Annotated in this window: 20 protein-coding genes; 10 read left to right on the top strand and 10 right to left on the bottom strand. The window is 62.4% G+C overall.

Features of this window, described 5'->3' with window-relative positions; all coding sequences use genetic code 11:
* Nucleotides 1–68 precede the first annotated feature (68 nt).
* The 3 genes from DWB85_RS13710 (at nt 69) to DWB85_RS13700 (ending at nt 3,067) form a co-directional block, all read left to right on the top strand.
* Nucleotides 69–1,070 (top strand): SDR family NAD(P)-dependent oxidoreductase, encoded by a 1,002-nt coding sequence (locus tag DWB85_RS13710; protein WP_162846128.1) that lies wholly within the window; start codon nt 69–71, stop codon nt 1,068–1,070.
* Nucleotides 1,071–1,201: 131 nt separating this feature from the next.
* The gene (locus tag DWB85_RS13705) at nt 1,202–1,597 is read left to right on the top strand and encodes a YybH family protein (protein WP_117955670.1); all 396 of its coding nucleotides are present in this window, start codon (nt 1,202–1,204) and stop codon (nt 1,595–1,597) included.
* A gap of 54 nt (nt 1,598–1,651) precedes the next feature.
* Nucleotides 1,652–3,067, top strand: coding sequence for a spinster family MFS transporter (locus DWB85_RS13700; protein WP_117955668.1), 1,416 nt, complete (start codon nt 1,652–1,654; stop codon nt 3,065–3,067).
* A 79-nt stretch (nt 3,068–3,146) separates the two neighbouring features.
* On the opposite strand, the gene DWB85_RS13695 is transcribed toward DWB85_RS13700, so the two are convergent.
* Complete coding sequence (locus tag DWB85_RS13695) at nt 3,147–4,118, bottom strand: winged helix-turn-helix transcriptional regulator (RefSeq protein WP_117955666.1); 972 nt, start codon at nt 4,116–4,118, stop codon at nt 3,147–3,149.
* A 426-nt stretch (nt 4,119–4,544) separates the two neighbouring features.
* Here DWB85_RS13695 and DWB85_RS13690 point away from each other — a divergent pair, with 426 nt between their 5' ends.
* A complete protein-coding gene (locus tag DWB85_RS13690; protein ID WP_162846127.1) occupies nt 4,545–4,997 on the top strand; it encodes a tetratricopeptide repeat protein in 453 nt (150 codons plus the stop codon).
* Here the strand turns inward: DWB85_RS13690 and DWB85_RS13685 are convergent.
* Entirely contained in the window at nt 4,994–6,472 is a 1,479-nt protein-coding gene (locus tag DWB85_RS13685; RefSeq protein WP_117955661.1) for an ATP-binding cassette domain-containing protein, read from the bottom strand. The genes DWB85_RS13690 and DWB85_RS13685 overlap by 4 nt on opposite strands.
* Before the next feature lie 85 nt (nt 6,473–6,557).
* Here DWB85_RS13685 and DWB85_RS13680 point away from each other — a divergent pair, with 85 nt between their 5' ends.
* Nucleotides 6,558–7,178: an NUDIX hydrolase gene (locus DWB85_RS13680; RefSeq protein ID WP_239017333.1), complete on the top strand. Its 621-nt coding sequence runs from the start codon at nt 6,558–6,560 to the stop codon at nt 7,176–7,178.
* An 8-nt stretch (nt 7,179–7,186) separates the two neighbouring features.
* Here DWB85_RS13680 and DWB85_RS13675 read toward each other — a convergent pair whose 3' ends face one another.
* The 6 genes from DWB85_RS13675 to DWB85_RS13650 form a co-directional block, all read right to left on the bottom strand.
* Entirely contained in the window at nt 7,187–8,338 is a 1,152-nt protein-coding gene (locus DWB85_RS13675) for a GGDEF domain-containing protein (protein ID WP_117955657.1), read from the bottom strand.
* A gap of 96 nt (nt 8,339–8,434) precedes the next feature.
* Complete coding sequence (locus DWB85_RS13670) at nt 8,435–9,043, bottom strand: delta-aminolevulinic acid dehydratase (protein ID WP_117955655.1); 609 nt, start codon at nt 9,041–9,043, stop codon at nt 8,435–8,437.
* 4 nt (nt 9,044–9,047) lie between these two features.
* The gene (gene hemB, locus DWB85_RS13665; RefSeq protein WP_117955653.1) at nt 9,048–10,055 is read right to left on the bottom strand and encodes a porphobilinogen synthase; all 1,008 of its coding nucleotides are present in this window, start codon (nt 10,053–10,055) and stop codon (nt 9,048–9,050) included.
* Nucleotides 10,056–10,069: 14 nt separating this feature from the next.
* The gene (gene hemL / locus DWB85_RS13660; RefSeq protein WP_117955650.1) at nt 10,070–11,350 is read right to left on the bottom strand and encodes a glutamate-1-semialdehyde 2,1-aminomutase; all 1,281 of its coding nucleotides are present in this window, start codon (nt 11,348–11,350) and stop codon (nt 10,070–10,072) included.
* Nucleotides 11,351–11,426: 76 nt separating this feature from the next.
* Nucleotides 11,427–11,846 carry a CopD family protein gene (locus DWB85_RS13655; RefSeq protein WP_117955648.1) on the bottom strand — a complete coding sequence of 140 codons (420 nt, stop codon included), beginning with the start codon at nt 11,844–11,846 and terminating at the stop codon, nt 11,427–11,429.
* 17 nt (nt 11,847–11,863) lie between these two features.
* Nucleotides 11,864–13,588 carry a chloride channel protein gene (locus DWB85_RS13650; RefSeq protein WP_117955646.1) on the bottom strand — a complete coding sequence of 575 codons (1,725 nt, stop codon included), beginning with the start codon at nt 13,586–13,588 and terminating at the stop codon, nt 11,864–11,866.
* 123 nt (nt 13,589–13,711) lie between these two features.
* Between DWB85_RS13650 and argC the strand changes: the two genes are divergently transcribed.
* The 4 genes from argC to erpA all read left to right on the top strand — a co-directional run bounded on the left by argC (nt 13,712) and on the right by erpA (nt 16,380).
* A complete protein-coding gene (gene argC / locus DWB85_RS13645; RefSeq protein ID WP_117955644.1) occupies nt 13,712–14,743 on the top strand; it encodes an N-acetyl-gamma-glutamyl-phosphate reductase in 1,032 nt (343 codons plus the stop codon).
* A gap of 8 nt (nt 14,744–14,751) precedes the next feature.
* Complete coding sequence (locus DWB85_RS13640) at nt 14,752–15,498, top strand: DUF6776 family protein (protein ID WP_117955642.1); 747 nt, start codon at nt 14,752–14,754, stop codon at nt 15,496–15,498.
* Nucleotides 15,485–15,952 (top strand): bactofilin family protein, encoded by a 468-nt coding sequence (locus tag DWB85_RS13635; protein ID WP_117955641.1) that lies wholly within the window; start codon nt 15,485–15,487, stop codon nt 15,950–15,952. The genes DWB85_RS13640 and DWB85_RS13635 overlap by 14 nt, the downstream gene beginning before the upstream one ends.
* A gap of 74 nt (nt 15,953–16,026) precedes the next feature.
* Nucleotides 16,027–16,380, top strand: a complete 354-nt coding sequence (gene erpA, locus DWB85_RS13630; protein ID WP_117955639.1) for an iron-sulfur cluster insertion protein ErpA — start codon at nt 16,027–16,029, stop codon at nt 16,378–16,380.
* Between the two features lie 30 nt (nt 16,381–16,410).
* Here the strand turns inward: erpA and DWB85_RS13625 are convergent, their stop codons facing one another.
* On the bottom strand, nt 16,411–17,538 hold the full coding sequence (locus DWB85_RS13625) for an anhydro-N-acetylmuramic acid kinase (RefSeq protein ID WP_275400503.1): 1,128 nt from the start codon (nt 17,536–17,538) through the stop codon (nt 16,411–16,413).
* 2 nt (nt 17,539–17,540) lie between these two features.
* Nucleotides 17,541–18,950, bottom strand: coding sequence for a peptidoglycan DD-metalloendopeptidase family protein (locus DWB85_RS13620; RefSeq protein WP_239017332.1), 1,410 nt, complete (start codon nt 18,948–18,950; stop codon nt 17,541–17,543).
* Nucleotides 18,951–19,104: 154 nt separating this feature from the next.
* Between DWB85_RS13620 and tyrS the strand changes: the two genes are divergently transcribed.
* Entirely contained in the window at nt 19,105–20,400 is a 1,296-nt protein-coding gene (gene tyrS, locus DWB85_RS13615; protein WP_117955637.1) for a tyrosine--tRNA ligase, read from the top strand.
* Nucleotides 20,401–20,986 lie beyond the last annotated feature (586 nt).

Here is a 20,986-nt window from a genome sequence, read left to right as displayed (position 1 = left end):
GGCCGAACGGTCGGCAGGCGTTGACCGGTGCGGCCATGGCGAACCCTGAATGAATAAGGAGTAGTACCTTGAATTTGCAACAGTTAAGGAAAATCGCGGTCTTTTACAGCCGCTTTACCCCGAGCTTCAGTGCCATTGGCTATTATGCGCGGCGACCCTTCTGGCAGAACGTGCCCCTGCAGGCTGAAGGTAAAACCTGGCTGGTAACGGGTGCCTCCGGCGGCATTGGCGGCGAGGTTGTCAGACAGGTCGCAGGAGCCGGCGGCAGGGTGCTGGCAGTAGCCCGCAACCAGGGCAAGCTCGATGCGCTGGTGCAATCGCTGGAAAAAGACGCGGCCGCGCTGGTCGTGCCAATGGTATGTGATCTCTCCCTGATGCGCGACACCGCGCGCCTGGTGCGGCAACTGGCTGCTGTTGGTGAAAAGATCGATGTACTGGTGAATAATGTGGGGATCCTGCAGGCCCAACTCAGCGTGACCGAGGAGAATCTTGAGCTCTCCTTCGCGACCAATTTGCTGAACCACTTTCTGCTGACTGAAGGTGTGATCAGTAATGACACGCTCGCCAGTGATGCGGTGGTCGTCAATGTGTCCTCCGGCGGCATGTACAACCAACCCTTGCGTCTTGATATGATGAATAACCAGTCCGCGACCTACAGCGGTGTGGTTGCATACGGCCAGCACAAGCGGGCCCAGGTTGCACTGACCGACTACTGGCGCCGTTCAGCGCATACCGGCCAGCGCACGTTTTATGTCATGCATCCCGGTTGGTCAGATACCGGTGGCGTGCGCACCGGCATGCCGCGATTCCGCAAAATTCTGAAAAGCGTGTTGCGCGATGAACTGCAGGGAGCGGACACCATCCTCTGGCTGGCGAGCAAGCGGCCTGCGCAACCACACAACGACCTCATCTGGTTTGACAGGAAAATTCGCCCCGCGCACATCTACGCCCATACGAGCGTAAACCAGGACAGCCCGGAAGCGCTGGCGGACTATCTTGCCGGCTTCTGTAGCGAGTTTACGGGCGTCGAAGCCCCATCAACATCGGCGGCCTTGCGTGCAGTGCAGTAATTCACTGCCCGGGTTGGCTGCACTGCGAGTACAGCCGGCCAATCGCCATGTTTCACGTCCATAGCCGGTGGCCCTGGTCGCCGGCTGTAACAGACGACTCCAATCAGCCCAAAAATAAGGATCCAAGCAAAATGACTCTCGACACCAAAGATAAGGCAAGCATCGTCAATGTTCTCGAGGAATTGAAAAAAACCTGGAACAGCGGCGACATGGATGGCTTCCTGGCACAGTTCTGCCATGGCCCCGAAACCTCCGTGGCTGCAGGGGGCGATGCCAAGGCAGGTTGGCCGATCATCGAAGAGATGTTCAGAAACGCCTACCCCGTGGACCAGATGGGAACCTTTGGCGCCGATATAGAACATGTGCAGCCGCTGGCAGCAGACACCGTGCTGGCGGTCGGTAGCTGGGATCACTGGTTTCCGAACGAGGAGGTCGTTGGCGGCAAGTTCACCCACATCTACAAACGAGATGAGGGTGGGAAGTGGAAGGTTCTTCACGAGCATACTTCAAGGAGAAGCGGCGCGTGACAACGGCCTGTAAATCGATAAGAGTCACAAGACTTGCCACGTGAATGCGCAATTATGAAAGATTCAGCAGAAAATAATAACGTCGAAGCAGAACCGATGTGGCCAAGCCCCAGGCGAGCCTGGTTTATGGTCGCGGTGCTGCTGGTCGCCTATATTTCATCCTTCATCGACCGGCAGCTGATCACCCTGCTGGTCGATCCCATCTCACAGGATCTGCAGCTGAGCGATACCCAGTTCAGTCTTCTGGCCGGCGCAGCGTTTTCAATCTTCTACATGAGCATGGGCATTCCCCTGGGGTGGCTGGCGGATCGCTTCAGCAGGCGACTCCTTATCATGTGGGGAATCCTGATTTGGAGTTTGATGACAGTACTGACCGGTGTGGCAAATACCTACGGCAAGATTTTTGCGGCGCGAATGGGGGTCGCCGTGGGTGAGGCCGCCCTGTCGCCGGCGGCGTTCTCGCTCATCGCCGACTCGTTCCCTGCGGAGAAGCGCGGTGGCGCGATTGCCGTTTACACCATGGGGGCCTACATTGGCGCCGGCCTGGCGTTGATTATTGGCGGCGCCGCGGTGGCCTACATCGCGCAGCTACCCCCCATCGAGCTGCCCTTGGTCGGCGCGTTGGCCTCATGGCAAACCACTTTTATCTTCGTTGGCCTGCCGGGCCTGTTGATCGCGGCCACCGTGCTGTTGATACGCGAACCGCCGCGGCGGGGGGTGCTTCAGGCATCGCCCCTCTCGAATGGACCCGATGCAAGGGCTTCGAAGGCAAAGGAGGCCTCACTGCTGCATTTCCTGAAGCAGCGCTGGAAGCCTTTCACCCTGGTCACTCTCGCGTATTCGTTTTACGGGATGGCGCCCATTGGCTACATGACCTGGACGCCAACGATCATGATCCGGCGGTTCGAGTGGACCGCAATGCAGACCGGACTGCTCTACGGCAGTATTCTGTTGCTGTGTTCGACCGCCGGCGTCTATGCCGGTGGACGCTGTGCCGACTGGTTAACCCGCAAGGGCAAGTCTGATGCATCGGTGCGTACCGCGCTGTTCTCCTTCCTGCTGGCGACGCCTTTCGCGATTGCCGCCCCGGTGATGCCCGAAAGTATCAGTTTTACCGTGATGCTGGCGCTGGCGAGTTTTTTCTTCGGTGCGGTCCAGAGCCTGCCGGGGCTGTCGCTGCAGCTTATTACACCCAACCAGTTCCGCGCCCAGGTCATTGCGATCTATTTCATGATCGGGAATCTGATGGCAATGGGTATAGGGCCGACGCTGATCGCCCTGATCAGTGACTATGTATTGCAGGATAAAGGCAACATCGCGCTGGCGCTGTCTCTGGTGTGCGCCGTGATTATGCCCCTGAGTGCGCTGCTGATGACCTCCACGCTGCGCTATTACCGCAACAGCATCGACGAGGCCCGCGCGTGGGCGGAGCCCGTGGTAACGCCACCGGCGGCCGCTGCCAGGGCATAATGCCAAGGCTGCGGTGATAGCTGCCGGGGGCTGCTATCCGTCCACAACAGCTTGCCGGGCGTTGCTGCCGGCAGCGGGATCACTCCGCAATGGCTGATCCGCTGCCTGCGGGACCCTGAACAAAGCTGACATCGCGCGCATCCAGCGCGTCGCCGCACTCCGAACAACTCATCTGGGGCCTCAGCCGGTGGCCGCAGCTGAGATGGAAGGCGTTGCCTGGGGGGCTGGAGGGCTTGCGCAGCCAGTGGTCCGCCCACTCGTGCAACATCATGAAAATCGGGTACATGTCCTCACCTTTTTCGGAAAGTCGATACTGCAGGCGCGCGGCGCCCTGCTGATAGGGCTCTGAGTGCAGAATGCCGAACTCCGTCAGCATGTCCAGCCGGTCGGTCAGGATGTTGGTCGCTATACCCAGTTGTCGGCAATAGTCGTCGAAGCGTTGCTCTTCGGCGAATGTAGTCATGACGATCAGGCCGCTCCAGCGATCCGCCAGCACCGTGGCGAAGACGCGCGCCCAGTGGCCAGAGTCCTGCGCCCGTGGCCGAACCAGCTTGCGGCGGCGGTAGTCCTGCTCGGCGATCGCTCCCTCGTCGTTGGCCCCGCCATCGCCGGATGGCTCTGGCGGGCGTATGTCGATATCGGCAAACTGGATGGCCTCGCCGCAAAAGGCGCAGCTCAGGATGGGCTGGGTGGGCTGGTTGCAGGTCTGGTGATGCAGCTGGGCGACGGTGGAGCCCCGCGGATCCGCCCAGCGACGTTCCCAGCGCCAGGCCGCGATAAGCCAGGGGTACAGATCCAGGCCTTTACGCGACAGGTGATAGGTATGTCGGCGACCACTGGGTCCATAGGGTCGCTTGTACATCAGTTCGTTATCCACCAGCCACTGCAGGCGCTTGCTGAGTATGCTGCGGGAAATACCGAGCAGGCGCTGCCAGTCCTCGAATCGCTGACAGCGCTGGAACGCCCCGCCGAGGACGAGGCAGGTCCACTTGTCGCCGATCACATTGAGCGCGCTGCCGACGGTCAGTTCCCACCACTGGGCTTGCCCCATGAAGCCTCCTTTCCCCAAAAATGGGTGTTCAACCTATCTGCATCCAGCGGATATTGGTTGCTGATCTTCTACCCGTGAGCCTGCTAATAGTTCTGTAATGCAAGCTATATGGTGCACCATATCCGTGCATTAGTCATCCATTTTGCAGGAAATAGACAAGTGCCGGTGGCATTGTCCCGTCAGGGCGCCAGGGGCATCCGCCGGGGAGCTGCTGGTCCGCGGGACAGGCGATGGCGATTTGCAAGACATCAAGACCGCCTGCGGCATAGCTGTCGAGCTCTGTTGCCTGACCGGTCATTGTGCTGGCACCGCTTGCGGCCACTGCGTGCAGCAAAGGGGCAACAAGTGGTCTGGCGAAGCTGATTTATTCTCTGCTTGCGGGTCCGTTAATGGTCGTGGCTGGGGTACACTCTGGCCGTTATGAAAATGTTGGAGTTACTTGTGTTCCTGAACCGCGCGAAATTGCCCCTGCTGACCACTGGCCTGGTGCTGGTACTGACCGCCTGTGGCAGCAACCCCTATTCCCTGCCCCGGATCGAAACCGGTGAGCCGGAAGTCAGCGCGCCGCAACCCGAGGCGCCGGCACCAGCGCCCAGCCAGCCCCCCGTGGAGCCTGAAGCGACAGCCGCCAGCGGCGCCCACAGCGGGCTGCTGGCCAAGGCGGAGGGTGCCCGGGCCCAGGGTAATTACAGTGAATCGCTGGCGTACCTGCAGCGCGCCCAGCGAATAGACCCGGATAACGCCGAGATCTACCTCGGCATGGCCCAGACCCATGCCGCGGCGGGTAATGCGGCCCAGGCCAGGGCCACAGCGGAGCGGGGGCTGCTGTACTGCAGTGGCAGTCGCCAGTGTGAGGCGCTGCGCGCCTACACGCGCTAACAGTTTTCGCAGACCAGGTCGAAACCCGACTCACTCGCGATGAATCGCAGGTGCTGGTTTATGCAGGCGGGCACATCCCCCGCCGAGTGACTGACAAAGATCACCTGGGTGTCGCTGTGGCTGGCGATATGGTCGATGGCGCGCAGCAGCAACTGCCGGTGGTGGCCGTCCAGGCCCAGTGTGGGCTCGTCCAGCAGCAGAATCACCGGCGACTTGACCATGGCCCTGGCCAGCAACACCATGCGCTGCAGGCCGAAGGACAGTCCGTCAAAGCTGTCGCGGGCGATGCCTGCCAGGCCCAGGGCCGCCAGCCACTGTTCGGCAATGGCGCGCTGGCTATCGCCCCAGTCGTCGTACAGGCCTATGCTGTCGAAAAACCCGGACAGCACCACCTCCAGCGCCTTCATCCCGCGGGCGAAGTTGAGGTGCAGCTGGTTGTCCAGCTGGCCGTACTTCCGCTTGATGTCCCAGATACTCTCGCCAGAGCCGCGGCGGATGCCGAACAGGGTGATAGCCTGGCCGTAGGCCTTGTGATTGTCGCCGGTAATGAGGCTCAGCAGGGTGCTCTTGCCACAGCCGTTGGGCCCGGAGATATAACAGTGCTGGCCGCGGTCGAAGCGCCAGTCGACCCCCTTCAGGACCTGCAGCTCGCCGTAGCGCACAGCGACCTGTTCGAGTAACAGCAGCGGGCCCGCGGCTGGCAGCTGGTCGTCGCGCCGGGCGGGTGGCGGCAGCGGCCCCAGCGGCGTGATGGGAGGGTTCATCAGCTCGCCGGTGGTCTCCAGCGCCAGCACTTCATCGCGCAACCCGCTGGCCACAATCTCCCCCCGATCCAGGAGCAGCAGGTGGCTGATTCTCGCCGGGATATCCTGTGCCTGGCGGCACAGTAGCAGTAGCGTCTGCTGTGAACCGGTCAGTTCATCGATGATAGTGGCGAGTTCCTGTTGGGAGGCCGCATCGAGACCGTCGAGGGGAGAGTCGAGGATGAGCAGGGCAGGATTGCTCAGCAGGGCCCTGGCCAACAGGGTTTTGCGCATTTCCCCGGTGGAAATGTAGCGCAGGCCCCGGTCCAGGATGTGGCCGATAGTGAGCCGCTGTACCCAGCTGTCGAATGCCGCGTCCGCCTGCCGGCCGTCCAGCAGCAGTTGCCGGACCAGGGTACCAGGGTCGCTGGCATCTGCCCGGGTCTCGGAGTCGTCCAGCTTGCGGTCGCGTTCACACAGTGCCCGCGCCTGCTCAAAGCAGACGTAGGCTACCCCGCGTTCGCGCAGCAGCGCCGAGCGCCAGTAGTCGCCCCCATAGTGATTGGCCTGGCCACTGAGAATGCTGGCCAGGCTGGTCTTGCCGGCGCCGTTTGGTCCCAGGCATGCCCACTGTTCACCGCGGTGCACCTCCCAGTTGATGTGGGCGAGGGCGGGCAGGGCCCGGTACACCAGGTGTGCGTCATGCAGGGTAAACAGGCGGGTGTCGTTCATGGTCAGTTGCTCCCGGGGCGGGTCCGGCTTGTAACTCGCTGCGCTGACTGGCTTAATCCCAGCTCATGTTGGTGGATGAATACTGTTGTCTATTTCCCTGTTACAGCTCATTGAGACGCGCCTGCCGGAGCACAGTCCGAAGAAGCCCCTGTTGCGACGGCTGATGAAACGCTCCGCGGTCGCCATGATCCTGCAGGTCAGGGCGGGTGAGTTGCACATTCTAATGATCAAACGGGCAGAAAGGGAGGGCGACCCCTGGTCCGGGCACATGGCTTTCCCGGGCGGGCGCATGGACAAGGCCGATGCCAATGGTTACGCCGTTGCAGTGCGGGAAACCGAGGAGGAAGTAGGTCTCACCCTGGGTCCCGGGGACCGCTGCCTGGGGCGACTGAGCGACATCAACGCCCGGCCCCGCAAGGGCGCGTTGGGCATGGCGGTCAGCCCTTTTGTGTTCCACCTGCAGCGTGAGGTCCGCTTCACCCCCAACTACGAGGTGGCCGAGGTGGTCTGGGTGCCGCTGGAGTTCCTGCTGGACACCGACAACCGGGTGCAGATGAACTGGAAGTACAGGGGCATTGAACTGCCCATGCCCTGTTATCACTTCGGCGGCCGGGTGATCTGGGGCCTGTCGCTGATGATGCTGGACGAACTGATGGACCTGGTGGAGGGCAGCAATCCGCGGCGACCCCGCTGGCGCCGGCGCTGATCCTGCGCTCAGTGCAGGACCGTTTGTAGCGCTGTTGCGCCCCTGTGTTTGGCGCGGTACATGGCTTTATCGGCTTTTTCCTCCAGCTCGGTCTGGCTGCTGCCATCCTGGGGATAAACCGCCACCCCGCAGCTGGCGCTCAGCACCATGAGCTGGTCGCGCAATTTTACCGGTTGCTCCACGGCGGCGACCAGTTTGGCGGCAATCAGCGGCAGATCCTCGGGGCTGCGTAAATCTTCCATTAACACCACGAACTCGTCGCCCCCAAGCCGGGCAATGAGGTCGGTTTCCCGGACCTGGCTCTGCAGGCGTTCCCCGAGCTTTTTCAGCAGGGCATCGCCCATGCCATGGCCGTGGGTGTCGTTGATCTGCTTGAAGTCGTCCAGGTCAAATATCAGCAGTCCAACGGCCCTGCCCTGGCTGCGGGCTCGCTGCAGGCTTTTCGCCATGCGCTGTTCATAGAAGCGACGGTTGTAAAGCCCGGTCAGGTCGTCGTGGGTGGAGAGGTAGTCCAGTTCGCTGTTCGCGCTCTGCAGTGCCTGGCGCAGGCGCCTGTTCATTTCCGCGTACACCATGATGATACTGACCACTGCCAGGCCCATCGCCCCGTAGGCAAGGGTGATGGCAAAGTTGTAATTCTGCGGCACGATGATTTGCTGGAACTGCATGCCCAGTCGTTCCAGGCCCAGTATCACCGCCCAGATCAGCAGCACCAGGCCGGTCCAGAATATGCCGGCGGCGGTGCCGCCGACGATCGAGGCCATCACTGGCGCCATGATCAGCAGGGCGTAGGTGGGGGAACGGGTGCCGCCGAAGTAGGCGCAGGCCACGGCGAAAACGCCGGTGTAAACCAGCAACAGCATATGCAGGGCGGCAATCCTGCTGTTGAGGTAGCGCAGGATCAGGATGCTTGCCAGCACACTGAGCCCGGAAATAACAAACAGCGATGTGGCCGCCAGCCTGCCCTCGGGAGACAGTTCGATGGCCAGCGGGGTGATCACGGTGACGATAACCACCGTCAGCAGCCAGAAAAAACTGCCGATGGCCAGAATGCGCTGGCGGTAGTGTTCCTCATCCAGCGGATGCAGCGAGTCGCGGCCGGTACAGAGCGCAATCCACCCCTCCTGGAGGCGGGCCATCAAATGCAGCACGTTGTTCATGGTATCGTTGTTTCAGCTGTGCAGTTCAGGTTTTATACCGCAACAGCGGGCCCAGAACCTGCTTTATCGGCAGATTTCTCCAGATTTTCGCCGCCTTCAGTCCCCGTCACCGCGCAGGAAGGCCCGGGTGTCCAGGCGCAGCTCGCGCAGTGCAGGATCTTCCCGGCTGGCTTCCAGCAACGCCGATGCCGTTACCTCGCCGTTAACGAAGGACGTGACCAGGTCAAGCAGAACCGGGGTCATCTTCGGTTCGCGTACCCAGCGCGGGGAGTCAACCAGGGCCCCGGTGACTAAATTGCCCTGCAGTTGCAACCAGTAGCCGCCGCAGCTGGACAGCTGGTAGTCGCCAATGCGGCCATAGCTGATGTTGGGGGTGCCGGGGTTGAAGCCCCCTGGGACGCTTTCATCGATGCGCTGCAGCGCCATGACCCAGCTTGATTCGGGCGGGAACAGCCCGGCCTCGGGGCGGCAGTAGTCTGCTGTTTTGAGCCAGATCCGGATTCGCTCACCGGGGCTGGAACCCCTGAGGGTGTGACTGATGTCGAGGTCAACCGAGTTGCCCTTGCCGCTGACAATGCGGCCGGCGACCACCAGGTCGGTTTCATGCTGGACATCGCTGAAAGAACCCTGCCAGAGACACTCGCACTCGGCCCAGGCCGGGGCGGCGGTAAACAGTGACAGGGCCAGGCAGCAACGCTTGAACATCGGCTTATTGCAGCGCTTTCGCCGCCTCCAGGGCGAAGTAGGTGAGGATGCCGTCGCAGCCGGCACGCTTGAACGCCAGCAGCGATTCCAGCATCACTGCCTCCGGCTGTAGCCAGCCGTGCTCGAAGGCCGCCTGGTGCATGGCGTATTCACCGCTGACCTGGTAGGCGAAGGTGGGCGCCTTGAGCTCCTCTTTCACCCGGCGAACAATATCCAGGTACGGCATGCCCGGCTTGACCATGATCATGTCGGCACCCTCGGCCAGGTCCAGGGCGCATTCGTGCAGGGCCTCGTCGCTGTTGGCCGGGTCCATCTGGTAGCTGTATTTGTTGCCGCCCCTGATATTGCCGGCGCTGCCCACCGCGTCGCGGAACGGACCGTAGTAGCTGGATGCGTACTTGGCGGCGTAGGACATGATCAGGGTATTGGGGCAGCCGGCGGCCTCCAGTGCCTGGCGAATGGCGCCGACGCGGCCGTCCATCATATCCGAGGGGGCCACCACATCGGCGCCGGCCTCGGCGTGAGACAGTGCCTGCCTGACCAGCACCTCGGTGGTGACATCGTTGAGCACATAGCCGGCGTCATCGATGATCCCGTCCTGGCCGTGGGTGGTGAAGGGGTCCAGGGCGACATCGGTGATCACACCCAGCTCCGGGATTCCGTCCTTGAGCGCCTTTACTGCCCGCTGTACCAATCCGTCGGCACTGTGGGCCTCCTCTGCCAAAAGGCTTTTGCGCTCGGTGCCCACCACCGGGAACAGGGCGACGGCCGGCACTCCCAGGCGGTGCAGCTCCCGGGCCTGGGTCACCAGCAGGTCAATGCTCAGGCGCTCGATGCCGGGCATGGAGGGAACGGTTTCCCGCTGGTCCCTGCCCTCGAGTACGAACACCGGAAAGATCAGGTCGGCGGGGCTCAGCAGGTTCTCGCTGACCAGTCGGCGGGAGAATTCCCGGGCCCGCAGTCGGCGCATCCGGGTGGAGGGGTATGGGCCTCGGGTGGAGTTGAATGTCATCTGAAAGTCCCCGGTTACAAGGCGGCGAAAGCGGCGGCGGCAGCGTCGATGGTGGCCTCGATATCGGCATCGCTATGGGCGCTGGAGGTGAAGCCCGCCTCGTAGGAGGCCGGTGCCAGGTAGACGCCTGCCGCCAGCATCAGGTGGAAGAAGCGGTTGAAGCGCTCGGTGTCGCAGGCCATGACCTGGGCGTAATTACTGATGCTGTCAGCTGCGGTGAAGAAACCGCCGAACATGGTGCCCGCGGTATTGGTGGTAAAGGGGATGCCGGCCTTGTCCGCCGCCGCCTGCAGGCCGTCGCACAGCGCCCGGGTGCGGGTAAACAGCGGCGGGTAAAAGTCCTCGGCGGAGATGATATCCAGGGTTGCCAGGCCGGCGGCCATGGCGATGGGGTTGCCGGACAGGGTGCCCGCCTGGTAGACCGGCCCCAGGGGCGCGATTTGTTCCATGATTTCGCGCTTGCCGCCAAAGGCGCCCACCGGCATACCGCCGCCGATGACCTTGCCCAGGGTCGTCAGGTCGGCCTCGACGCCGTAGTAGCCCTGGGCCCCCTGCAGGCCGAAACGGAAGCCGGTCATGACCTCGTCGAGGATCAGTACCGCACCGCTGGCGTCGCACACTTCCCGCAGTGCCTCCAGGAAACCGGGCGCCGGGGGGATGCAGTTCATATTGCCCGCCACCGGCTCGACGATGACGCAGGCGATACGGGCACCGTGCTCGGCGAAAGCCTGGCGCAGGCCGTCGCTATCGTTGTAGGTGAGGGTCATGGTGTGATCGGCCAGGGCCGCCGGCACCCCGGGAGAGCTGGGCACACCAAGGGTCAGGGCGCCGGAACCCGCCTTGACCAGCAGCGAGTCCGAGTGGCCGTGGTAACAGCCTTCAAATTTCACGATCGTGTCCCTGCCGGTATAGCCACGGGCGAGGCGGATGGCGCTCATGGTGGCCTCGGTGCCGGAATTGACCATGCGCACCAGGTCCATGCCGGGCATGATCTCGCAGATCCGGTCCGCCAGCTGGATCTCCAGCTCGGTGGGTGCGCCGAAGCTGAGCCCCTTCTCCGCCTGCTGCACCACTGCCTCGCGCACCCGGGGGTGATTGTGCCCCATCAGCATGGGGCCCCAGGACAGGACGTAGTCGATGTAGCGCTTGCCCTCGGTGTCGAAGACGTAGGCCCCCTCACTGCGCTCGATAAAAACCGGGGTTCCGCCGACAGCCTTGAAGGCCCGTACCGGCGAATTGACGCCACCGGGAATATGTTGGCGGGCGCGCTCGAAGAGTTCCTGTGAGGTGCTCATAACTGTCTGCTCTGGTGGTTTGTGCAATGGACCGGGGGCGAATTATCCTGTCTGTGCCGGAGAATATCCAGCGCTGTCAAAAGGGTTTCAGTATGGCGAGAATAACCATCGCGAACAGGAACAGCACGGGTACCTCGTTGAAAAAGCGGTAAAACACATGGCTGTGGTCGTCCCGGGCCTCCAGCATGGCTTTTACATAGCGACCGCATTGCAGGTGGTAAACCACCAGGCAGGCCATGCCGCCCAGCTTCAGCCAGAGCCACTTCGCCTGCAGGTAATACCCGGGGTTGAGCGCAATCAGCCAGACCCCCAGGACCGCCAGGATAATCATGAACGGGGTGATGAAGCGGTATAGGCGGTGCGCCATTTGCGCCAGGGTGGCCCGGGTGTCCGGGTTCTCGCTGGCGGCGTAGTTGACGAAAATTCGCGGCAGGTAGAACAGGCCGGCAAACCAGCAGACCACGAAGATGATGTGTAGCGCTTTAATCCACAGCATGGGTTTGTCCTTTGCAGCTAGAGCCTGCTGAGGGTGAATTTCTCAATGCTCTCGCGGGTGATTACCCCGTGGAGTATCGGCTGGCTGGAAGAGCGGCTGCGCTCGTACACGCAGACCGCCTCCACGGTGTGTTTGTTGATGTTGTCCATGGCCTGGCGCAGGCTGGCCTGGACAGGCACGTCGGTCAGGGTCCAGCGCCGGATGTCGGCCTCGGTAATCTCCACCGTCGTGTCGGGGTCCTGCTCTGCCAGCCAGGCCAGCAGGTCCTGGCCCTGAACCAGGTAGAGGTCCTCGCCATCCCGGCCGACCAGGCACCAGGTAGGGCTGAATTCGAGCAGGGGCTCACGGTCTGCCGGGGACAGGGACGCGGGCACCCTGACCACCCGGCTGTCCATGATCGCACCGACGTGGGTGCTGTGCAGCAACTGGTTGAGGGGGCCACTGGGCACCGCGCGCTCCAGCTGGCGCAGAATGGTCTGGTGCAGGGCGCGTTGGCGGAAGATGCCGCTGCTGGTCAGGGTCGCGGCGACAATCGCCAGCATCGCCGGCATGGCAATATTCATGGAGTGGGTCAGTTCAATGACCGCCAGTATCGCTGCCAGCGGGGCGTTCATGACCGCGCCCATGGCCGCCCCCATGCCGACGATGATGTACAGGGTCGGGTCTGACGCCAGCTCCGGCAGCGCCAGCTGGCCGATAAGGCCAACGGCGCCGCCAATACAGGCGCCGATCAGCAGGCTGGGACCGATCACCCCCACTGGCAGGCCCACACCGACGGTAATCGCCGTGGCCAGTACCTTGGCGGCGGCGATCACCAGCAGCGCCATCAGTGCCAGTTGTCCGTCCAGGGCAAGGGAAAGGGTGTCGTAGCCCATGCCCAGGACCTGGGGCACCAGCAGGGCCAGGAGGCCGGTGACGATGCCGGCGGCGGTGAAGCGGATGATGACGCTGCGGTGGGAGAGGCGGGCGGTGTGCTTGCTGATCTGGATGAAGATGACTACCGCCAGGCCACAGCAGAATCCGAGGAATGCGATGTAAGGTATTTCCCACAGGGAGGCAAGCTGTACCGGGGGAATGCTGAAGGCCACACCGCCGGCCGTGAGCGTGCGACTGACCGCCGAGGCCGACACTGCCGCCAGTACCACCGGGATGAAGCCAGCCACGGTGTACTCGGCGATGATCACCTCCATGGCAAAGATGACGCCCGCCAGGGGGGTATTGAAGGCGGCCGCGATACCCCCCGCCGTACCACAGGCGATCAGTACCCGCAGGCTGTTGTTGGGCAGTTGCAGGCGCTGTCCCAACAGGCTGTTGACCGCCCCGCCCAGGTGCACGCCGGGCCCTTCCCGCCCCCCGGACTGGCCGCTGGCGAGGGCAAATGCACCGGCAAAAAACTGCAGTACGGCATTGCGTGCGGGGAGAACACCGTAGTGGGAGTGCATCCGGCTGAGGACATGGACAATCCCCACCTCACGGTTTTCGCTGCTCAGGAAGTGGTAGCCGAGGCCCAGCAGCAGGGCGCCTGCGACCGGCAGCGCGAAGCGCCATTCCGGGGCCAGCGATTCAAAGCCGTCGCCGTTGTCGCCGACATCCCAGAGCGCGGCGAGCTGGATGATTGCCTGCTCGAAGGCCAGGACCAGCAAGCCCGACGCGAGGCCGCCGATAACGCCCAGCAGGGAGTAGGCCAGCACGGAGTCGTAGTTGCTGAGGTAGCGGCGATAGTTATTGATCAGCTGGCGCACGAAGTGGCTGGTTCCGAGTCAAAAACACAATATTACCAGTTATTTGCGCCGCTATTGCTTTTATACTAAGCGGTTTCCCGCGCCAATCGGTGCGGGGCCGAAAAATGAGTGACAGGTGAGGTTATGATCAGGATTGGTATTGTTGGGGGCACCGGCTACACCGGCGTCGAACTGCTGCGTTTGCTGGCGCTGCATGAAGAAGCCGAGGTGGTGGCAATCACCTCCCGTGCTGAAAGCGGCCGCCGGCTCGACGAACTTTACCCCAATCTTCGCCGTCACTACGAGCTGGCCTTCACTGAGCCGGATGTCGGGCAGCTGGCGGCCTGCGATGTAGTGTTTTTCGCCACGCCCCACAACGTGGCGATGAATATGGTGCCCGAGCTGCTCGCGGCGGGCGCCCGGATCATTGACCTGTCTGCAGACTACCGAATTCAGGACCCCGAGTTGTGGTCGCGCTGGTATGGCGAGCCCCATGCCAGCCCCGAGCTGTTGCCGCAGGCGGTCTACGGCTTGCCCGAGCTCAATCGGGAGCAGATCTCCAGCGCCAGGCTGGTCGCCTGTCCGGGCTGCTATCCCACCGCCGTGCAGCTGGCCATGATACCCCTGCTGGCGCGCGGGCTGGTGGATACCCAGCACCTGATCGCCAGTGCCGCCTCCGGCGCCAGCGGTGCCGGCAGGCAGGCCAAGGTTGACCTGCTCCTGTGTGAAGTGGCTGAGAGTTTCAAGGCCTATGGCGTGGCCGGCCACCGCCACCTGCCGGAGATCGAGGCCTGTATGTCCGCAGTGGCCGGCAGTCCGGTGCAGCTCACCTTTGTGCCCCACCTGCTGCCGATGGTCCGCGGTATCCACTCCACCCTGTTTGCCCGGCTGCTGGACATGAGTGTGGACCTGCAGGCGCTTTACGAGGAGTGGTACGCCGACGCCCCCTTTGTTGACGTGCTGCCGGCGGGCATGGTCCCCCAGACCCGTGCGGTCAAGGGCGCCAATCGCTGCCAGATAGGCCTGCAGGTTCCCCAGGGCCGCGATACTGCGGTGGTGATGTCGGCCATCGACAACCTGGTGAAAGGTGCCTCCGGGCAGGCGGTGCAGAACATGAACATCATGCTTGGCCTGCCCGAAGACCAGGGGCTCAGGCAGGTGGGCCTGCTGCCCTGAGGCCCCGGGTGCCTTTTACCCGCAAGCGCCACCTCGGCAGCCGTGAGCTGCAAGGTCTGCGACGCCAGCGACTGGCATTGGCAGGGCTGGTCATTGCAGCCCTGCTGGCGCTTGCGTTTTACCTGGGAGAGCGGGCGGCATACAGCGGTATGGGGCTTAGCCCCGAGCTGTACCGGGCCATGAAGACGCAGGTCCCGCGGCTGCAGTCAGAGGTCGCTGCACTCACCCATGAGCTGGAGGTTGTGCGCACGCGGAACCAGGTCAGCGAACAGGCCCTGGAACTGGTGCGGCGGGAAATCGCCGAGCAAAAAGAGGAGATATCGGGGCTCGAGGAAGGCCTGCAGTTCTACCGCAGCCTGATGGCCCCCGGAGAGATTGCCCAGGGCCTTAGCCTGCGCCCGCTGGAGCTGGTGGCCACGGACCAGCCGGACCGGTATTCCTTCCGTATAGTGGCCCAGCAGGAGGCGAGCAAGCATGCGCTGTTAAAAGGCGAGTTAAGTGCAGAGTTGCTTGGTGTGCGCGACGAACAGCAGTTAAGCTATTCGCTGGCGGAGCTTAGCGATGATCTGGAGGGGCCGGCGATAACCTTGCGGTTTCGTTATTTCCAGTCGATCGAGGGGACGCTGGTTCTGCCGCAGGGTTTTCAGCCCGGGAGCGTGCGACTGGTGGCAACGGCCAGCTCGCCACGCAGGATGGAGGTCAGGGAGGAGTTTCCCTGGCAGGTAAACGAGAGGTTCACCCATGTTGGGAAATAAGAAATCCAGGTTTGGCGCCGGTGCCAACACCACGCTGGTGGCCCGGGAAACGACGGTTGTCGGTGATATTCACTTCAGTGGCAGTCTGGACATCGAAGGGGTCGTGCAGGGCAATATCCTGGCCGAGGAAGGCAAGGACGCGCTGGTGCGGATAATCGACAAGGGGCGGGTGCAGGGGGAAATTCGTGCACCGTCGGTGGTGGTAAACGGAGTGGTCGAGGGCGATGTTTTCTCCAGTAAACACCTGGAGCTTGCGGCCAAGGGCTGTGTTCATGGCAACGTCCACTACACCCTGCTGGAGATGGCCGCCGGTTCCGAGGTCAATGGCAGTCTCACCCACATCAATAGCGGGGAGGGGAAGCGGGAGAAGTCCCAGGACCCGACTGTAGAGGTGACGGAAGCCAGCGCAGGCAAGCAGCCGGCCCCGGGTAAAGCCGCCTCGGTTAAAAGTTGACCAAATTAGTCGGATTTACGATAATAGTCCGGTCTGAAATACCTGACGGCCCGTGACCGGGCCGAGAGTCGATCATGTCTGTAGCTGAAGCTTTCAATCCAAGCAGTATCAACCTTACCGCCAATGCCGTGCGCAAGGTGCAGGAGCTGGTGTCCGAGGAAGAGAACAGTGAGCTGAAACTGCGGGTGTATATCACCGGCGGCGGCTGTTCGGGCTTCCAGTATGGTTTCAGTTTTGATGAGGAAACTGCCGAGGATGACACCGTCATCGAGCAGGGCGGTGTCGCCCTGCTGGTGGATCCGATGAGTTTTCAGTATCTGGTGGGGTCAGAGGTCGACTACACCGAGGGGCTCGAGGGCTCCCGCTTCGTCATCAATAATCCCAACGCCACGACCACCTGCGGTTGCGGCGCCTCGTTTTCGATCTAGAATCCCCGGCTCGCGCGCGGCAGCGGGTGATTAACTGCCGCCGGGATAAATTGCCCCCAGCACCCTGGCCTGCGCGGCCCCGGTGACCGCCGGGGCGTTACCGGGCAGGCCCGCCAGGGTACGCCAGGCAAGCCAGCCAAAGGTCGCCGCTTCCACCCAGTCCGGGTCTATGCCCAGCGCGGCAGTTGTTGCCAGCTTGCAGCCGGGCAGGGCCCGGTCGAGGCGCGCCATGAGATCCGTGTTGTGTGCGCCGCCGCCGCACACATAAGCTTCGCTCACGTCCAGCCCGGCGTGTTCGACCGCACTGGCGATGGTCTGGGCGGTGAACTGGGCCAGGGTGGCCTGGACATCCTCCGGACGATGGTCCGGGAGCCCGGATAGCAGGTCATACAGCCAGGGCAGGTTAAAGGCTTCCTTGCCGGTGCTGCGCGGGCCACGCAATTGCAGGTAGGGGTGCGACAGCAACCGTGCCAGCAGGTCGGGAATGAGTTCACCGCTGGCCGCCCAGTTGCCATCCCGGTCGTAGGGCAGTTGCTGCTGCCGCGCTATCCAGTGATCCAGCAGGGTATTCCCCGGCCCGGTGTCAAAGCCGGCCACGAGGGCGTTGCCCGCCAGCAGGCTGACGTTGGCGATGCCGCCGATGTTGATCACCGCCCGGTTTACGCCATCTGCACCAAAGGCCCCCAGGTGAAACGCCGGCGCCAGCGGTGCACCCTCACCGCCGGCGGCAATATCCCGCCGGCGGAAATCGGCCACCGTGGTTATGCCGGTGGTTTCGGCGATGGTATTGGGGTCGCCGATTTGCAGGCTGAAGCTCTCCAGGCCGCTGTGGCCGCCGGAGCGCGGGCGGTGGCGAATGGTCTGGCCGTGGCTGCCAATGGCGGAGATGTCCGCCGCTGATTTATCCGCAGCCTCCAGCAGGGCCAGCACGGCGGAACCGAACAGGTAGCCCAGTCTGCGGTCCAGGGGGCCCAGCTGTTCGATCTCGCCGGGGCCGCTGTGACTGAGGGTGGCGACCTGTTTGCGGACTTCCGCTGGAATGTCCTGCTGCAGGGTCTGCAGCAGCTGCACCTTGCCGTCGTCGATTGCAATCAGGGCGCAATCGAGCCCATCGACGCTGGTGCCTGACATCAGGCCGATAAACAGCTGTGCTGGCAAGGCTAGCCCCGGTCCTCGCCGGCATCGGCCAGAGCCAGCCGGGTGTCGGTTTCCTGCTGCAGGGCGGCCAGCTGCGCCGATACGCCGGCGATGGCCTGGCGGAAGCGCGGCAGTTCCGAGGCCGCCAGGGACTTTGCCTTGGGCAGTTGCTTGTGAATGGTGCGGGGATTGCGATGAACGCCGTTCATCAGGAATTCATAGTGCAGATGCGGCCCGGTGGCCGCCCCGGTGGAGCCGACGGTGCCAATCACCTGGCTCTGTGCTACCCGCTGCCCCTGCTTGACCCGCCGTTTGTGCAGGTGCAGGTACCTGGTAACGAACTGCTCGCCATGCTGGATAAACACATAGTTGCCGTTGGCCCTGCTGTAGCCCGCCTTGATGACCCGGCCGTCCCCGGCGGCGTAGACCGGGGTGCCGGTAGGTGCGGCATAGTCGGTACCGCGATGGGGGCGGGCGGTTTTGTAAATGGGGTGGATCCGGCGCGGGTTGAAATTGGAGCTGATGCGGGTGAAGTCCACCGGGGCAAGCAGGAAGGCTTTGCGCATGCTCACGCCGTCCTCATTGTAGTAGCCGGTTTCGCCATTGCTGTCGGTATAGCGATAGGCGGTAAAGGTCTTGCCCTGGTTGTTGTAGGAGGCGGCGATGATTTCACCATCGGCGAATTTCTCGCCGTCCAGGTACAGCTCCTCGAACATCAGGTGCATGGTGTCACCCTTGCGGGGATCGCCCACAAAATCGATGACGCCACCGAAGATGTTGGCCATGTCCATGATCGTGGTATGAGACAGGCCGGCCTCCTGGCCGGCCATGAACAGCGACGAGGTGATGACCCCGGTGGCGGAAGATTCCCGCAGTTCGGGTTCGCGGGTCAGCAGCTGGCTGCTGAAGCTGCCGTCGGCGAGCATGTAGTCCACGGTTTCCAGTTTGTCTTTGACGTGGCGAACGGCCACCAGCTCACCCTGGTCATCGCTCTGGAAAGCGATGGTCTGGCCCGGGTAGATGTGTGCCAGGCCATCGCCGTGCTCGGATTCGGTAACCACGCGGTGTACATGGCGGTCGTTGTAGCCGGCCCGTTTGAAGATCAGCGAGAGGTTGTCTCCGCTGCGCACTACCTGTTCGTTCCAGGGCAGCTCTGGCGGCGGTTCCGGGGCCGCGGCAATGGGGGCCACCGGCGGTTCCGGGGCGGGTGCAATGCTGTCGGCCAAAACTGCCGGTTTTACTGGTTGAGGCGCTTCGGGTTGCGTGTTGTCGCCGCTGCTCAAGCCAAAGGCGATAGCGAGGCAGCCAGCCACGGCGGCCGCAGCCATCAGTTGGCCGCGCCGCAGTCGCAACTGTGGCAGTTGCAGTGTGGCAAGCGATGATTGCTCGGTGCGGATCGCGGTAGCCCCCCGCGGTCGATTCCCTGCGCCCATATCCGGTATTCAGCTCCTGTAAACGTGGCGCCAGTATATAAAATAATCAGCAACATCCATAGGCAAGAAGTGGCGGAAGCTTGCATTTGGGAAGCGGTGTTGTATCGTTGGCGCCCCTTTTTTGACCAACTCGGTAGTGACGGTGGAACAAGCCATGAGTAGCGCCCTACTAGCAGACCTACGCGCCCGCGGGCTGATATTCCAGATTGCCGGTGAGGATGAACTTCCCGGATGGCTGGACCGCGGCTCCCGGGCGCTCTATTGCGGCTTTGACCCCACCGCAGACAGCCTGCACATCGGCCACCTGGTTCCGCTGCTGATGTTGCGTCGCTTCCAGCAGGCGGGGCACAAGCCGCTGGCCCTGGTTGGCGGCGCCACCGGGCTGATTGGTGATCCCAGTTTCAAGGCCCAGGAGCGCCAGCTCAATACGCCAGATGTGGTCGCCGGCTGGGTGGAAAAAATCAAGAGCCAGGTCTCTGCCTTCATTGACTTCGACTGCGGTGAGGCTTCCGCCGAGGTGGTGAATAACCTGGACTGGACCGCCGGCATGGATGTGCTGACGTTTCTCCGCGACGTGGGCAAGCACTTTTCCATTAACGCAATGATCCAGAAGGAGTCGGTAAAGCAGCGCATCGAGCGCGAGGGGAGCGGCATCTCGTTTACCGAGTTTACCTACTCCATCCTCCAGTCCCTGGATTTTGCCGAGCTTAATCGCCGCTACGACTGCAGTCTGCAGATAGGTGGTTCCGACCAGTTCGGCAATATCACCGCCGGTATCGATCTGACCCGGCGCATGAACAGCAAGCAGGTCTACGGACTGACGGTGCCGCTGATCACCAAGGCGGATGGCACCAAGTTCGGCAAGACCGAATCCGGCACCGTCTGGCTGGACGCCAGCAAGACCTCCCCTTACGCCTTCTACCAGTTCTGGCTGGGCTGTGCTGATGCTGATGTGTATCGCTTTCTCAAATACTTCACTTTTCTCGATGTGGCAGAGATCGACGAACTCGAGCGCGCCGATGGTGAGCGCCAGGGCCGTCCCGAGGCTCAGGGGGTACTGGCGAGGGAGGCTACCCGGCTGGTGCACGGTGAGGAAGGCCTGGCTGCAGCGGAGCGCATCACCGAGTCGCTATTCAGCGGCTCGATCGAGAGCCTGGCAGAGGGCGACCTGGCCCAGTTGCGCCAGGACGGGCTGCCGGCGAGCGGCCTGTCCCGCGACGCATTCCCGGAGACCCTGACCCAGTTGCTTACCGAGGCCGGTATGGCTGCATCCGGAAAGCAGGTCAAGGATGCTCTGGGTCGCAGTGCGGTAACGATCAACGCTCAGCCGGTGGGCTGGGATGCCAACGCCGACGTGCCGGGTTGTTTCGACCCGTCAGTCGCCCTTTACGGCCGCTACTACCTGGTCAAGCTGGGCAAAAAGAAGTACCACCTGTTCGAGATCCGTTAGCCTGCCGGTAAGGGTGGCGGAAGCCGGGCCTGGCGCCCGGTTATCTGAGCCCCTGGTGAGCAAAAAACGAGCGCCGAAACTGGCAAAATTTGGCATTTGGGATTATTTTTGAAAAAGGGCTTGCGCCGCTGATTGCCGCTGCGTATAGTTCGCGTCCCTTCGATGAGGGCAGTGTCCAAGACACTGCTGGGGCCAACCTGAAAACCCGAAAGCTTTCAACAGCTTAGGAGGCAAAGGTTGGAGAGCATCGAAGCCGGATCGGGGCAAATTTTTTGTAAAAGTTTGTTGCCAACAAGAGGCCCGGCTGTATAATACGCCTCCGCGCTTGAGGGAGACTTCAGCGCCTAACCCGAAACCCTGGCGGTTCGGGTGTTGCTTAACAAGAAGACGAAGACAGATGTGTGGGCACTTGTTGGGATAGTTGATCACGACTATTCAGACACAACAAGTGACCATTGATTCATGGTTTTATGGAACATTGATTTCGAATTGTGTCTGAGCCGAGATTTTGGATGTTGAAGCGGGGTTAACCGCGTAAACATCTCCTCTTGTCCCTGGTGGCAGAGGTAAAAGATTGAACTGAAGA

It is taken from the genome of Seongchinamella sediminis (genome assembly GCF_003457605.1).
In the GTDB taxonomy this organism is placed as follows: domain Bacteria; phylum Pseudomonadota; class Gammaproteobacteria; order Pseudomonadales; family Halieaceae; genus Halioglobus; species Halioglobus sediminis.
Note: the sequence above shows the minus strand (reverse complement) of the source record. Positions and strands in the feature narration are given on the sequence as shown.

Bases quoted from the DNA above. Each gene is read 5' to 3' on its own strand.
- erpA (WP_117955639.1), top strand. From the start codon at position 16,027: ATGTCTGTAGCTGAAGCTTTCAATCCAAGCAGTATCAACCTTACCGCC.
- hemL (WP_117955650.1), bottom strand. From the start codon at position 11,350: ATGAGCACCTCACAGGAACTCTTCGAGCGCGCCCGCCAACATATTCCC.
- DWB85_RS13675 (WP_117955657.1), bottom strand. From the start codon at position 8,338: ATGAACAACGTGCTGCATTTGATGGCCCGCCTCCAGGAGGGGTGGATT.
- tyrS (WP_117955637.1), top strand. From the start codon at position 19,105: ATGAGTAGCGCCCTACTAGCAGACCTACGCGCCCGCGGGCTGATATTC.
- DWB85_RS13685 (WP_117955661.1), bottom strand. From the start codon at position 6,472: ATGAACGACACCCGCCTGTTTACCCTGCATGACGCACACCTGGTGTAC.
- argC (WP_117955644.1), top strand. From the start codon at position 13,712: ATGATCAGGATTGGTATTGTTGGGGGCACCGGCTACACCGGCGTCGAA.
- DWB85_RS13690 (WP_162846127.1), top strand. From the start codon at position 4,545: ATGTTGGAGTTACTTGTGTTCCTGAACCGCGCGAAATTGCCCCTGCTG.
- DWB85_RS13705 (WP_117955670.1), top strand. From the start codon at position 1,202: ATGACTCTCGACACCAAAGATAAGGCAAGCATCGTCAATGTTCTCGAG.
- hemB (WP_117955653.1), bottom strand. From the start codon at position 10,055: ATGACATTCAACTCCACCCGAGGCCCATACCCCTCCACCCGGATGCGC.
- DWB85_RS13700 (WP_117955668.1), top strand. From the start codon at position 1,652: ATGAAAGATTCAGCAGAAAATAATAACGTCGAAGCAGAACCGATGTGG.
- DWB85_RS13635 (WP_117955641.1), top strand. From the start codon at position 15,485: ATGTTGGGAAATAAGAAATCCAGGTTTGGCGCCGGTGCCAACACCACG.
- DWB85_RS13655 (WP_117955648.1), bottom strand. From the start codon at position 11,846: ATGCTGTGGATTAAAGCGCTACACATCATCTTCGTGGTCTGCTGGTTT.
- DWB85_RS13620 (WP_239017332.1), bottom strand. From the start codon at position 18,950: ATGGGCGCAGGGAATCGACCGCGGGGGGCTACCGCGATCCGCACCGAG.
- DWB85_RS13670 (WP_117955655.1), bottom strand. From the start codon at position 9,043: ATGTTCAAGCGTTGCTGCCTGGCCCTGTCACTGTTTACCGCCGCCCCG.
- DWB85_RS13695 (WP_117955666.1), bottom strand. From the start codon at position 4,118: ATGGGGCAAGCCCAGTGGTGGGAACTGACCGTCGGCAGCGCGCTCAAT.